The organism is Deltaproteobacteria bacterium, from assembly GCA_016709225.1.
GTDB lineage: Bacteria > Myxococcota_A > Polyangia > Nannocystales > Nannocystaceae > Xiheibacterium > Xiheibacterium phototrophicum.
The window spans coordinates 1,167,474-1,181,176 of sequence record JADJEE010000012.1 but is presented as its reverse complement, the minus strand read 5'-3'; the positions used below and the strand labels follow the sequence as shown (position 1 = coordinate 1,181,176).

At 71.6% G+C, this 13,703-nt stretch carries 10 protein-coding genes and 1 pseudogene; 4 read left to right on the top strand and 7 right to left on the bottom strand.

Going from position 1 to position 13,703, the window contains the following annotated elements; translation table 11 throughout:
- Positions 1–32 precede the first annotated feature (32 nt).
- The 3 genes and pseudogenes from ruvX (at position 33) to IPH07_29810 (ending at position 2,329) form a co-directional block, all read left to right on the top strand.
- Entirely contained in the window at positions 33–473 is a 441-nt protein-coding gene (gene ruvX, locus IPH07_29820; GenBank protein MBK6921633.1) for a Holliday junction resolvase RuvX, read from the top strand.
- Entirely contained in the window at positions 470–1,630 is a 1,161-nt protein-coding gene (gene mltG / locus IPH07_29815) for an endolytic transglycosylase MltG (GenBank protein MBK6921632.1), read from the top strand. Before ruvX ends, mltG begins: the two co-directional genes overlap by 4 nt.
- 6 nt (positions 1,631–1,636) lie before the next feature.
- Positions 1,637–2,329, top strand: a pseudogene (locus IPH07_29810) (hypothetical protein).
- A gap of 83 nt (positions 2,330–2,412) precedes the next feature.
- Here IPH07_29810 and IPH07_29805 read toward each other — a convergent pair.
- Positions 2,413–3,213 carry a hypothetical protein gene (locus IPH07_29805; protein MBK6921631.1) on the bottom strand — a complete coding sequence of 267 codons (801 nt, stop codon included), beginning with the start codon at positions 3,211–3,213 and terminating at the stop codon, positions 2,413–2,415.
- A gap of 146 nt (positions 3,214–3,359) precedes the next feature.
- On the opposite strand from IPH07_29805, the gene IPH07_29800 reads away from it, so the two are divergent.
- A complete protein-coding gene (locus tag IPH07_29800) occupies positions 3,360–4,442 on the top strand; it encodes a PEGA domain-containing protein (GenBank protein ID MBK6921630.1) in 1,083 nt (360 codons plus the stop codon).
- 16 nt (positions 4,443–4,458) lie between these two features.
- Here the strand turns inward: IPH07_29800 and IPH07_29795 are convergent, their stop codons facing one another.
- The 6 genes from IPH07_29795 to IPH07_29770 form a co-directional block, all read right to left on the bottom strand.
- On the bottom strand, positions 4,459–6,636 hold the full coding sequence (locus IPH07_29795; GenBank protein ID MBK6921629.1) for a protein kinase: 2,178 nt from the start codon (positions 6,634–6,636) through the stop codon (positions 4,459–4,461).
- Positions 6,637–7,081: 445 nt separating this feature from the next.
- Entirely contained in the window at positions 7,082–8,533 is a 1,452-nt protein-coding gene (locus IPH07_29790; protein MBK6921628.1) for a hypothetical protein, read from the bottom strand.
- Positions 8,534–8,801: 268 nt separating this feature from the next.
- Positions 8,802–10,049, bottom strand: coding sequence for an FAD:protein FMN transferase (locus IPH07_29785; protein MBK6921627.1), 1,248 nt, complete (start codon positions 10,047–10,049; stop codon positions 8,802–8,804).
- Positions 10,050–10,060: 11 nt separating this feature from the next.
- A complete protein-coding gene (locus tag IPH07_29780; protein ID MBK6921626.1) occupies positions 10,061–11,251 on the bottom strand; it encodes a hypothetical protein in 1,191 nt (396 codons plus the stop codon).
- Positions 11,252–11,369: 118 nt separating this feature from the next.
- Positions 11,370–12,206, bottom strand: coding sequence for a hypothetical protein (locus IPH07_29775; protein ID MBK6921625.1), 837 nt, complete (start codon positions 12,204–12,206; stop codon positions 11,370–11,372).
- Between the two features lie 51 nt (positions 12,207–12,257).
- Positions 12,258–13,631 (bottom strand): class I SAM-dependent methyltransferase, encoded by a 1,374-nt coding sequence (locus IPH07_29770; GenBank protein ID MBK6921624.1) that lies wholly within the window; start codon positions 13,629–13,631, stop codon positions 12,258–12,260.
- Positions 13,632–13,703 lie beyond the last annotated feature (72 nt).

The window sequence follows — 13,703 nt, the reverse complement described above, 5'->3', positions numbered from 1 at the left end:
AAAAGCCTGCAACCGATGGGGCCCACCACCTGATGCGCACGATGGCGCTCGATGTCGGCAGCAAGACCATCGGTCTCGCGGTCAGCGACGAGGGTGGCGTGATCGCGAGCGCCTGCGAGACCTTGACGCGCCGTGGCCAGGTCGCGGACGCAGGCGCGGTGTTGGCCTGGGTGCGCAACCGCGGCGTCGCCCGGGTCGTGATCGGGCTGCCGCTCGAGCTCGATGGTCGAGAGGGCCGACGCGCCCGCGCGGTGCGGGCGTTCATGCGCGAGCTGCAGGCGCAGGTCGTCACGGCCGCCGTGCCGGTGGCGGTCGAGACCTGGGACGAGCGCTTCTCGACCGCGGCCGCCGAGCGCACGCTGGTCGAGGCCGACCTCTCCCGCGCGCGTCGCAAGCAGCACATCGACGCCATGGCGGCGCAGTTCATCCTGCAGGGCTGGCTCGACGCCCACACCACGGAGCACTCGACGTGAAGCGCAAGTGGTGGAAGCCGAAGCGCTCGCGCATGTGGCAGCGCATCGCGTTGGTCGCCGTGGTTGCGACCGCGGTGTTCGGCGTGTGCACGCTGCGCTCGGCCTACGACGCGCTGGTCGAGTACCCCGATCGGCCCGGCGTGGGCGGCAGCGAGGCCATCGAGGTCGAGGTGCCGCCGGGTGCCAGCTTCCCGCAGGTGCTGGAGCTGCTGACGGGCGCCGGGGTGATCCCGCCCGACGAGGCCACCAAGTTCCGCCTGTTCGTGCTGCACAAGGGCGCGGCCCGCAAGGTCACCGCTGGCAAGCACAGCTTCCGCGGCGACATGACGCCGACCGAGGTGCTCGAGGAGCTGCAGCGCAAGCAGAAGCGCAAGACCCTGCGGGTCACCATCGCCGAGGGCAAGAACATGCTCGACGTCGTCGGCATCCTCGCCCACGCCGGGCTCTCGGACGCCGCCGCGCTCGAGGCCGCGATGCGAGACCGCGAGCTGCTCGATCGGCTCGGCATCACCGGCGAGACCGCCGAGGGCTACATGTTCCCCGACACCTACCAGTTCAACCTCGACGACACGCCCGCGGCGATCGTCGAGAAGCTGGTCACGCGGCACCGCGAGGTCTACGGCGAGCTGCGCCGGCGCTACCGCAGGGAGGCCCAAGAGCTCGGCGACAAGCTCGGCTTCGACGACAACGCCGTCGTCACCCTGGCCTCGATCGTCGAGAAAGAGACCGGTGCCAAGCACGAGCGTCCGCTCATCGCCGGCGTCTTCCTCAACCGCCTGTCGTTCTCCAGCTTCAAGCCCAAGCTGCTGCAGACCGACCCGACCATCATCTACGGCTGCACGGTCCCGACCACCAAGTCGCCCGCCTGTCAGAAGTTCGAGGGTCGCATCCGCCGCATCCACCTGCGCGACGAGGACAACCCGTACAACACGTACACCCACGAGGGCCTGCCGCCGGGGCCGATCACCAATCCCGGTCGCGCGGCGATCGAGGCCGTGTTCGCCCCCAAGAAGTCGCGGTTCCTCTACTTCGTGGCCCGCAACGACGGCACGCACCAGTTCAGCAAGACGGTCGCCGAGCACGAGGCCGCGGTCGAGCTGTACCAGCGACGCGGAGCCGTCGGCGACGGCTCGGCCGCTGGTGCCGTCGAGGACTAGCGGGCCGTGGTGGTCCACAGCTTCCACCTCGCCCGGGCCGGTGTCCTCACCACGCTCGGGGCGATGATCCACCCGCCGCGCGCCGGCGTGGTCGCGGGTCTGCAGCACGCCGAGTGCATGATGCCGATGCAGTTGGGGTTGCCGATGCTGTCGCCGCGCCGCTGGCAGCTCGGTCGCCTCGCGATGTTCGCGGCCTGGGAGAGCGAAGCGGCGATCGAGGAGTTCCTCGTCGGCACGCGGTTGGGTCGCGCGCTCGCGGCGGGCTGGCACGTACGGCTGCAGTTCCTGCGACGGTGGGGGCACGTCGCGGCGTTCGACGGCCTGCCGGCGACCGCCGCGGACACCGACCTCGACGCGCCCGTGGTCGCGGTGACCGTCGCGCGCCTGCGGATGCTGCAGGTGCCGCGCTTCATCCGGTGGGGCCTGCCGGTCGAGCGGCTGGTCCGAGATCATCCCGGCACGACGCTCGCGCTGGCGGCGACCCGCCCGTCGCGCACGATCGCGACCTTCACCGTGTGGGAGACCGCGCGGGCGATGCTGGAGATGGTCCAGGGGCATGGCGCCATCGCGGCGCCACAGCGCCATGCGATCGCGATGCGCGAGCGTCGACGCAAGGACTTCCACGTCGAGTTCACGACCCTGCGCTTCAGCTGCCTCGGCGAGTACGGCGCGTGGGAGGGGCGGACCGGCATCGTCCCGCGGCGCGCAACCGCATCGCTCGGTGCGGCCACCGACACCGTCAGCCCGCCCTCGATCGCGCCCGCGTCCGTTCGGCCGCGGGGCTAAGGTGTCGCGGGCGCGAGGGGCGGCGTTGGTGCGCCCTCGCGGATGGTGGTGATCACCCAACCATCGCCCTTGCGCAGCAGCTCCAGCGTGTCGCCGCCCTCGGTGCGAACCACCGCGCGGCGGTCGGACGGACGCTGGATCTCGGTCGCGCGCCAGCGACCCGCCGCCAGCGCGTCGAGGGCCAGGCCCAGCTGATCGCGGGTGAACAGCGGGCCATCGTCGAGCGCGTGGAAGACCTGGGCGAGGGCCTGCACGCGGGCCTGGGCGGTGCTGCCCGCGGCCCGCGCTGCGACGGCCGCCTGCGCGAGCGCGACCAGCCCCTGTTCGATCGCCTCGGCCTGGCCGGGCGCCGCGGGCATGCCGAAGCGTCGGTGTAGCTCGGCCCCGGGGGACGCGAGCGCGAGACGGAACTCGGGCAGCGCCGCCGAGGCCGTGGCGTTGGTGTCGAGGCGCAGCAGCGGTGCTGGCTCTCCGCGGGGCTCGAGCACCTGCGTGCTGCCGCTCTGATCGAAGCGCCACAGCTCGATCGCAGCGCTGCCATCGACGTGCACCACCGCGACCACGGCCTGCAGCTCGCCCTTGTTGCCGCGCCCGAGCTCGAGCAGTGGCTCGATCACGTCGTCGCCCCTGCGCGCCTTGGCGATGGTCTCGGCGTACCGCAACGGGCCGTCGGGCTTGGTCGGTGGATCCTCCTCGGTCTGGGCGAAGCGTCCCTCGGGTTCGCGCGCGCAACCCGTGGCGCCGATGGCCAGCGCTGCAGCGACACAGCCAGCCGCGACGACAGCCGGCTTCGACATCCGCGACGACGACCCTGCGGACGTCCCTGCTCGGCTCCGCCGTGTGCGCGTGTGCATCGCGGGGAACCGTCGCGTGCTGGCTGGCCGAAGGTCAAGCGTGATAGCCTGCGCTCGTGCGTCCCACGCCTTGGCGCCGTGTCGATTCGATGACTGTCGCCGTGGCCTGGGCGCTGTGCGGCAGCCTCGCGATGGCGACGGTGCCGGTCGCGGTGGCTGCCGACGGCGCGCCTGCGACTGCGGCCGCGCAGGCCAGCACCCGCCTGCGGGCCGCGATCCTGCCGCTGGCGGTCGACGGTGAGCTCGCCGAGGGCGACCGGGACGCGCTGCTGGGCGAGCTGGTCGGTGGGCTGCAGCGCGGTGACTTCGACGTGGCCTCGCCGGCCGACGTGCTCGCTGCGGACGCGAAGGCCGACGACTGCGGCGAGCGACGTTGCTATCAGCGGGTCGCCAAGGCCACCGGCGCCAGCCACGTCGTGCGTGCGAGCGTGGTGGTGCGCGATCGCGACTACGACGTCAGCGTCGAGCTCGTCGACGGCAAGTCGGGTGAGGTCGTCGCGCGCAACAAGCAGGGCTGCGAGATCTGCGGCGTGGTCGATGCCGGTGCGTTGATGGCCTCCGCGGCCGCGACGCTGCGGACCAAGCTCGATGCGCTCGCCCAGGGCCCCTCGGTGCTGTCGGTGCGCAGCGAGCCGGACGGCGCCGAGGTGACCGTCGACGGTGAGTTGGTCGGCGTCACGCCGCTGGAGCGCCCGATCATCGCCGGCAAGCGAGTCGTGCGCGTCAGCAAAGACGGCTACATCGCGGTCGAGCGCGAGGTGACCGTGGTCGAGGGCGTCGCCGAGGACATCGGCTTCGAGCTGGAGAAGATGCCCAGCCGCCTGCCCAAGCGACCGTGGGGCTGGGTCTCGCTGGGGGTCGGCATCGCCGGCGTCGGTGTGGCCGCGACCTTCGCGGCGCTCGATGACCGTCCCTTCGAGATCGGCGATGCATGCGAGGGCGGCAACGTCGACGCGCGCGGCCGCTGCCGGCGGCTGTGGGACACCGACTGGATCGTGTTCGGCACCTCGCTGGCGGCCGCGACCCTGGTGACGCTGGGCGTCGCGGTGTTGCTGACCAGCGCCGGCAAGCGAGCGCGCGCCGGCAAGCGCAAGGCCGATCGCGGCGACTCGCAACGTCGCGCGCGGGTCGGCGTGGGCCCGGGCTCGCTGGTGGTGCAGGGCCGCTTCTGACCCTGGTGTCGAGGTACTAGCCGCCGAGCTTCGCCTTGACGCGGGCGAGGCGATCGTCGGCCTTGGTCGAGCCGCGCTGCTTGGCCTCTTCGTACTGCTCGAGTGCGTCGCGGTAGCGCAGCACCTTGAAGTAGGCGTCACCGAGCTTCAGCCGATACTGCTGGTTGCCCGGCGAGGCCTCGACGGCCTTCTCCGCGTAGACCACGGCCTTCTGATCGGCGCCGGTGTCGAACGCGATGTCGGACAGGCCCATCAGTGCGGCGGCGTTGCTGCGGTCGTACGCGATCGACTGGTTGAACAGCGACGAGGCCTCGCTGCGCCGTCCCGCCCGCAGCGCTGCGAGCCCCTGCTCGGCGAGCTCCTTGGCCTTCGCGGGATCGCGCTCGGCGTTCCCCAGCAGCGCGCGCGGATCGGCGGCGATGCGTTTCTTCCTGGCCGCCGCCTTCGCGTCGGTGCTCGACTCGGCCACGCTCGCGTCGGGCAGCGGATCGGCGCTCGCGACCGTCGTGGGCACCGCCGTGGGCACCGGCGTCGTGCTGGGCTTGCGACGCGGACGCAAGCCCGAGACCGCGAGCTCCTCACCCATCACGCTGGCGACCATGGGCGACAGCTGCTCCTCGGCGCGGTCGAGCTCCTCGCTGCGTGCGGTGCGGACGGCCTCGTCTTCGCTGGCCTGGACGGCCGCGAGCAGGCCCATCGCGAGCTCGGACTGGCTGAGGTCACCGTTCTTCACGCGTCGGACGAAGTCGGCGAGGAAGCCGGCGTCGATGCCCGCGCGTTCGAACGCATGCGCGTTGCCGCCGTCGAAGGTCGCGGCCCACAGGTAGAGGTTGGTGGCCGCCACCTTCGCGCCCATGTCCCACAGGCGATCGGCCTCGCGCGTGAGCGTGGTCGAGAACTCCCGGCGCAACTCGCCGGCACGCTCGTGCGCGAGCGTCTCGGCCTCGCCGTGGACCTCGCTCTCCAGCTCGAGCACCTTGCGGTAGGCGGTCGGCGCATCGGGGGCGTCGGGCGGCGGGAGCACCCAGTCGAGGTGCGCGGCGGCGTCGCGCGCCTGCGTGGCGATGCGATCGACTTGGGAGGTGTCGCGATCGATGGCGGCAGGGGCCGGTGGCGGCGTGCGGCCGAACGCGAGGAACAGGCCCAGCGAGACCGCGGCGAGGGTGCTGGCCCCGGCCACCAGCGGCCACAACCACCGGTTGCGCGTCGGGCCCGGCATCGCGCCGGTGGTCGGCATCTCGCGCAGCAGCCGCTCGCGGCGCTCGAGATCCGGCAGCTCCGGCAGCGGCAGGTCGTCCCACGGCGTCTGCAGCTTGGCTTCGATCTGTGCCTCGCACAGCGCGGCCTCGAGGTCGGCCATGTCGCTGTAGCGATCGTCGGCGTGTTTGGCGAGGCAGCGCAGGATCACGCGATCCAGCGCCGGCGGGATCGCCAGATCGGGCCGACGCTCCCGCATCGACGTGGGCGCCTTCGACAGCTGCAGCTGCAGCAGCTCCTCGACGCTGTCGGCGTCGAACGGCGGTGTGCCGGTGATGAGCTCGTAGGCGGTGCAGCCCAGCGCGTAGACGTCGACGCGGCCATCGAAGGCGTCGCCGAGCACCTGCTCGGGCGCCATGTAGTGGGGCGTGCCGGCGATGGTGTTCTCGGTGTTGCCGGCCGCCAACATCGACGAGATGCCGAAGTCGACGATCTTCATCGCGTCGGCGCGACCATGCTCGGTGGTCGCGATGAGGTTCTCGGGCTTGACGTCGCGGTGCACGACCTTGGCCTTGTGGGCCACGTGCAGGCCCTTGCAGATCTGCCGCAGGATGCCGATGACGCGCGCCGGCTCCATCGTCACCGTGGTGTCGCTGGGCACCAGGTCTTGGCCCTGCAGCAGCTCCATCGCAAAGAAAGAGCGGCCATCGGGCAGCTCGCCGAAGTCGTAGATCTCGACGATGTACTGCGAGCCCAACCGTCCGGCCGCGCGGGCCTCGTCGCGGAAGACCTGCACCATCCGCGGTTGCTTGCTGAGATCGAAGCGCAGGATCTTGAGCGCGACCTTGCGCTCGATGTCGATGTGCTCCGCCTCGTAGACCACGCCCATGCCGCCCTCACCGAGCCAGCGCAGGATGCGATAGCGGGTGCCGGGCACCACGCGACCGGCGGTGAGCCGCAGCTTGGGCGCCTCGGCGCCGGGGCTCGACGAGCCCATCGGTGCCCTGCATCCGCGTGCCGACCCGACTCGCGCGCGCGCCCGCGCCGCTCGGCTCCGGCGGCTTGGGTTGGGCGCGCTCGGGCGGTGGCACCACACCACCGCTGGCGATCCGCGTGCGCGCGGGTTCGCGAACCGACGCGGCAGCCGGCTTCACCGCCGCGATCGCGGGCGTCGGCGGCACCACGCTCGGGATCGTCGACGGTCGGTCGGAGTTCGGGGCCAGCGGCGTCTTGGGCATGAGCGAACGACCGGTGTTCGATCCAGTCTACGGATCACGCCGCAGCTTTCCCAGCGCTGGATGTGCGAAGGCCGTGGGTCGCGTCGCTTTGGCGCGGGCGCGAAGGCGCGACGCCGTCAACCCGGTTGGCAGTCGCTCGCGACCCCGCGGCCCACCGGGCCCACTTGCGGCCCCACCCACGACGCTCGTCGCTCGCACGCGGGTTCACATCGCGCGGCCACGACCTCGCCGGCGCACGCCGAGCAACAGCACCGCCGCCAGCAGGCCGCGGGGCAACGCTGCGTCGGCGGGCCCGCGCTGGCTGCACGCACAGCCCTCGGTGTCGGTGCCGTCGAGCCCGTAGCCGGGCGGGAGCGAGCCGTCGCCACCCTCGTCGAAGGCCCCGTCGCCGGCTCCATCGCCGCCGCCGGTGTCGTCGCCGCCCGCCGAGGTGGGGTTGCCGGCGTCGCCACCGGTCGCGCTGCCGCCGGTCGCACTGCCGCCGCTCGCACTGCCGCCATCGGTACTTCCGGAGGGCGCGTCGCCGACCGTCACCACCACGGTGTTGCTGGTCGCGATGTTGCCCGATGGATCGGTGGCCTCGACGTAGAACTCGTAGGTGCCCGCGGGCGCGCTGTTGACGGTCCAGCCGTAGGGCGCAGCGGCGTCGGTCTCGATCTGCTCGCCATTGTTGAACAGCGCCACCTGCTCCACGCCGACGTCGTCGCTCGCCTCTACGGTGATCTCGAAGCTCGCACCGACGTCGAAGGTGGCGCCGTCGCTCGGCGAAGTGATGCTGACGACGGGGTTCTGTGCGTCGGGGCTCGAGGCGCCGAACAGGGTCAGCAGCTCCTGGTGCGAGTTCTGCTGGTTCTGTGAGCCGCACTCCGCGGCGTGCTGACTGCCACAGACCACACCGCCGACGATGCCGATGCACTGATCGGTGAAGCTGGGATCGCCACCCGAGTTGTACGGGTTCATGATGTCGCCGGGCTCGTCGACGTGCTCGAGTCCGAACGAGTGCGCGGCCTCCTGACCGATGGTGGTCGCGGTGGTGGAGGCATCGAAGCTGTCGTTGACGCTGTGGAACGCGTAGACGATGTTGTTCGGCGTTTGCGAGTCGTCGCAATCCAGCGGCGCGATGCCGAGTACGCCCCCGCCGTAGGGGTTGGTCGGACCGGTCATGCACATGGTGTAGTTGCCCGACGCGGGACGCGAGTCGGTGATGATCACGTCGTACGCCGCCCAGTCGTCGCGCACGGCCTGCATCACGGCGTCACGCTTGGCCCCGTCACCGTAGGCGGCGAAGTTGCCGGCCAGCTCGTTGATCTGGGTGACGTCGTTCTGCGCGTCGTCCCACCCGCTCGAGAGCTGCGCGCCGCCGAAGTTCACGAAGATGCGACCCTGGGAGGCGGCCTTGGGCTCGCCCGGCCATCGCAGGCGCGGGGCCTCGGCCGGCACCGGCTGCGGCGCGCCGCGGGACTGCCCCAGGCCGAGCGTCTGCAGCTCGTCGGGTGCGAGCTCCCACGTCGAGGGGTGCAGGGTGTCGTCGGGTGCGGCATGGGCGGGCGCCGCCAGACACAGCAGTGCGGTGGCGCAGAGGGTCGTCGACGCCAGGGCCGGGGCGCGGCGCGGCGTGGGGAAGTGACCATGGCGTGCTGGGGGGGACAGTCGCATGGCGGGGCTCCTTGGCTGGGAGTGGCGGTCGCGGGGGATGGACGAGGGGCGGCGGATCAGACGAATGCCACGGTCCACCATAGCTGCCTTTGCGCGCGAGTCGCAAGGCCGCGATCGGTCGCTCGCCCGCGCGCCACCGGCTGGCTTCGCACACCCGTGCACCAAGCGTTGGCGGGCAGGGCTCCGCGACGCCACGCGATGTTCGACCCTCGCGACGATCAGGCGATGTCGCGAGTGTCGCAGCGATCGCCTTCGCTGCAGCGCGTGTTCACTTCGGGGTGGCGGCGGGATCGCTGGCAGCCCCCCGACGCGATGCTGTGGGCCCCTGCAGTGGGGCCGGCGAGGTCGCACGGGCGTCGCCCGGCGGCGCGGGGATGTAGCGGTGGGCGAGCCCGCTCGACACCAGCACGCGGTCGTCGCGTGTGATGAGAACCGCCTCCAGCTGCGGCTGCGACTCGATGAATGCCATGCCGCCCTCGGGCCCCATCACCGCCACCGCGGTCGCGAACGCGTCGGCATCCATCGCATTGGGACCGACCACGGTGATGCTCTGGAACGACTTCGCCGACTCCAGCGGATAGCCCGTCGTGGGGTCGAGGATGTGCGCATAGCGGCGGCCTTCGTACTCGAAGAACCGCTCGTAATCGCCGGAGGTCACGACCGCGATGTCGGTGCTCGGTAGCGCACCCACGACCCCGCCCTCGTGAGGATTCTGCACGCCGACCATCCACGGCTTGCCGCCCTTGTTGCCCGACGCGTAGGTGTCTCCGCCGCCTTCGACGACGTGGTCGGCGAAGCCGCGCGCCACCAGCAACGCGGACGCGCGATCGACTGCATAGCCCTTGGCGATCGCGCCCAGACCCACCTTCATGCCGGCCGTGGCGAGGCGACCGCTGCGGGTGCCGGCGTCGAGCTCGATGCGGCGCCAGTCGACCAGCGCGCGCTTGGCCTGGATCTCGGCGTCCGCCGGCGGCTTGGCGCCGGGCTCGAACTTCCACAGCTGGCCCACGCCGTAGAACGTGACGTCGAAGCGGCCGTCGGTGGCCTCGCTGATCTCGCGGCTGCGCAGCAGGACGGCGAAGAGATCCGGCGAGAGCTTCATCGGCGGCCCACCGGCGGCGTCGTTGAAGCGGCTCAGCTCGCTGTCGGCCATCCACTCGCTGGTGACGTGCTCGATGCGTGCGATCTCGTCGAACGCAGCTTGGATCGCGAGGCCGGCCTCCGCGGGCGTGCGCTCGCTGCCCAGCCACACGTTGATGCTGAAGTGCGTGCCCATCAGCGCGCTCTCGGCGAAGATGGTGCCGTCCTTGCGCACCGGCGGGGCCTCGCGTCGCGGCGGTTCGGGGGCCGGCGGCGGGGCTTCCTTCGCGACCACGCCCTCGCGCTTCGCCGGCGGGGGCGTCGCGTCCGTGTTCGCGGCACTCGGCGTGCGCGCGTCGCCACAGGCGAACGCGGCGAGCACCCCGAGCAGGACCCCGCACCGGCCGAGGCTCGAACCGACCCGCGATGACGTCACGGGGCGCGAGCCTAGCAGGCCGCGGGCGCCTTCGCGTCGCGCGTGCGCGAGCTCGCCATCTTCGGCCTGCGCCGGCGCGCGACGAGCAGCAGGGGCAGGCACCACACGCCCGCGCGCGACGCGTCGGGGGACCACGCGCACCCACCGTGCTTGCGGCTGGGATTGTCGACGCCGACATACAGCTCGATGGTGTCGCTGCGCGTCATGTTGCCGGCGATGTCCACCGCGATCGCGTAGACCTCGTAGATGCCCTCGTCGAGGCCGGCGACCGCCCAGCTGTAGGGCGCCGACATGCGACTGCCGATGTTGGCGTCGTCGACGAACAGCACCACGTTCGCGACCGCGTGGTCGTCGTAGGCACGCGCGATGATGTCGAACGGGGTTGCGGTCGCCAGCTCGTCGCCGTCGCCCGGCGCGCTCACATAGACCACCGGCGGCTCGTCGTCGCTGCGGGCCGGGCCCAGCAGGTCGAACAGCTCACGGAACGAGTTCTGATAGCCCGGCTCGCACTGCCGTCGGTGCTGCGCCGCGCACACGACGTCGTCGGCGGGCACGATCGGCAGGCACGCGTCCATGAAGAGCGGATCGCCACCGGTCGAGACCGGGTACATCACGTCGCCGGCGTGATCGACGTGCTCGAGGCCGAACGAGTGGGCGACCTCCTGGCTGATGGTGTTGGCCTGCGAACCCGCGCTGTAGCCGTCGCCGTCGTGGTGGAAGGCGAACACGATGTTGTTGGGCGAGTCGTTGTCGCAGTCGAGCAGGGCCACGCCCAGCACGCTGCCGACGCCGTTGGGTCCGACCAGCGCCATGGTGTAGTCGATGCCCTGCGGGCGCTCTTCGACCAACACCACGTCGTACGGCGCGAAGTCGTTGGCCACTGCCTGCACGACGGCGGCCCGCTGCGAGCTGCCGCCGTAGTCGGGGAACTCGCCGGCCTGGTCCTCGAGCGCCGTGACGTTGCGGGTCGAGTCGTCGAGTCCGTACGACAGTGAGGCGCCGTCGAAGTTGATGTAGACGACCGTGCTCTGTGCCGCGCGCGGTTCGAGCTCGGCGGTGAAGTCTCGCGCGCCGCCTCGGGGGGCGACCACGATCTCGTCGATTGGCACGCCAGGGGCAGCGCGGAGGTCACCCACGAAGGGCGAGCCGGCGGCGTCGCCCGACCACGACGCGCACGCGGCCGCGACCCACCCACTCGCCATCCATCCGAGCATCCCCACTTCGGATGTAGCGCATCGCCGCTGCGACCGCCAGCGGCGCGGGACGCGATGCGCTGGCGCTCTCTTGTGTGCTGGGCGTGGTTGGGCGTGGTGGGCGTCGTCAGGTGTCGGGGAGGCCGAAGACCTGCTCCGGCTTCGGGCCGGGCTGGCTCATGTGGTACTTGGCGACGGCGGTCTGCAGCTCGACCAGCTTGGGCAGCATCTCGCGGTTGGTGCGATTCAGGGTGTCGAGCAGCGTGCCGCTCAAGGTGCCGCCGTCGGCGATGGCTGCGTACAGGTCGTCGAAGACCTTGGCGAAGCGCGGCTCGATGCTGTCCGACTCCGGGCGCACGAAGTTGCGGTGCTCCGGCTTCACCGCCGCGACCGCGGCCTCGACGTCGCCGACGCCGATCCACTCCATGGTCGCGGCGATGACCTTGGCGGGGTCGGCGAGCACTTGGTCGTAGGTCTGCAGCCGCGCGGGGTAGCGGCGGATGCTGATGTCGCGCACCAACGCGAAGTTCTCCATCCACCACTCGAACGCCGGCGGGAACACCACCGGCTCGGGTGCGTTGGGGTTGCGGGCGAGATCGTGTTCGCGCTCGATCGCGTACAGCCGCAGGATCGAGGCCTCGTACTCCCGCCACTCGCGGATGTTGGCGACCAGGCGCTCGATGTACGCGCGCTCGGTCCGGACCACGCCCGGCACGAAGATCTTCACCGCGTAGCCCGCGACCTGCTCGGGCAAGAAGTACTTGCCGGTGACGGGATGGGGATTGGTGCGGTAGTAGACGCCCTGGCGGAGAATCGACTCGTAGAAGCCGTCGGCGTTGACCTGCTTGAGGCTCTGCTCCCAGTTGCGCGGGAACTGCTGGCCGAGCACGGGCAGGCCCGCGGCGGCCAGCACCTGCATCCACATGCTCGTGCCGCTGCGCTTGGTGCCGGATACGACGATCACGGCGTGAGCAGAGCACGGCCGGCGGGCGACATGCAACCTCCGCGCGGCGCGTCAGCGCTGGCGTCGGCCCGGCGGAGGCGGAGGCGTCGAGAGCGTCGGTGGCGGGGGCAGCAGCGCACGGATCCGCTGCAGCGTGTCGCCCGGGCGATCGACCGCGGGCGCGTCCGGCTCGGCCTCCTCGAGCTCGTCTTCGTCGAGTTCGGTGACGTCCTCGCGCGGCGCGGCGAACTCGAGCACTTGATCGAGCAGCGCATCGAGCTCGTCGTTGCCGGCGCGGCTGGGTACCGGCTGCTCGAGCAGGGCGAAGATGGCCTCGTCCTCGTCGGTCAGCGGCATCGAGGCCGACATCGAGGTCGCGGGGGTCTCGGGGCGCGACGTGGTCGCGGCGACGACGGCGGGTGCGGCGGGCTCGGGCTCGGCGTCGAGATCGATGTCGAGATCGATGTCGGTCGCGGCTTGATCGCGGCGCTCGACCGCCTGCCACAGCGCGTCGAGCTGCGGCCACTGTCGCCAGTGTTCGCCGGCGGTCTCGGCAGCGGCGTGGGCAGCTGCGCCGCGCTCGGGCACGCGCACCCGCACCAAGCCGGCGACCACGGTGACCGCGAACACGTGGCCCGCGAAGTAGGTGTCGATCGACTCCTTCAGGCGCCAGAACAGCTCTTGCGGCTTGCCACCATCGCCGATGATGGCCTTCCACATCCGCAGCGGCCCGAGCTCGACCACCGGCGCGAACAGGAACTCGCGGCCGCCGGCGAACAGCAGCTCGAAGCGCTCCTGCTCGATCACGAAGTGATGCGGCGACACGCCGATCTCCGTCAGCGCGCGCGCGAGCTCGTGGCCGGTCGGGCGCAGCTGCGCGAGCCGACGCAGCCGTCGTCCCGCGTCGCGGGCCCCCGCGTCGCGCAGCACCTCGCGGTAGAGATCCTCGGCCTCGGCCCAGCTGCCGTCGAGCGGCAGCGTCGCCAACAGCTGTCCGCCCGGCTTGGTCACGCGCACCAACTCGCGCAGCGCCTCGGGCAGGCTGGTGACCTCACCGAGCACGAGGTTGGCGAGCACGAGGTCGTAGCTGCCGGCCGTCATCGAGGCGACGTCGTCGAGGCTGCCGGCCTTGAGGTAGACACGATCCTTCCACTCGCCGAGCCGTGCCTTGGCCAGCTCACGCAGCAGCGGGTCGGCCTCGAGCCCGATCACCTTCGTGTCGGCGTGCACGCGCTGCATGAGCTCGGCGGTCGTGCGACCACCGCCACAGGCGACGTCGAGCACGAGCGCCGGCTGCTCGCCTGGCAGGTGCCGCCACATCGCGCGAGCGAAGCGGTCGTGCCACAGCGGTGCGACCTCGCGGTCGATCACGCGTGCGGTCCGTTCTTCGCGGAGGTTGGGCGCCTGGGCCACCGCCGCCGACTGTAGCAGGTTCGCGCGCGCCACCCTCGGCACTTCGTCCGCTTGCGCGGAGATCCGCCGCAGGTCCACGCTACTGCTCGGGGGGCGCCCACCTTC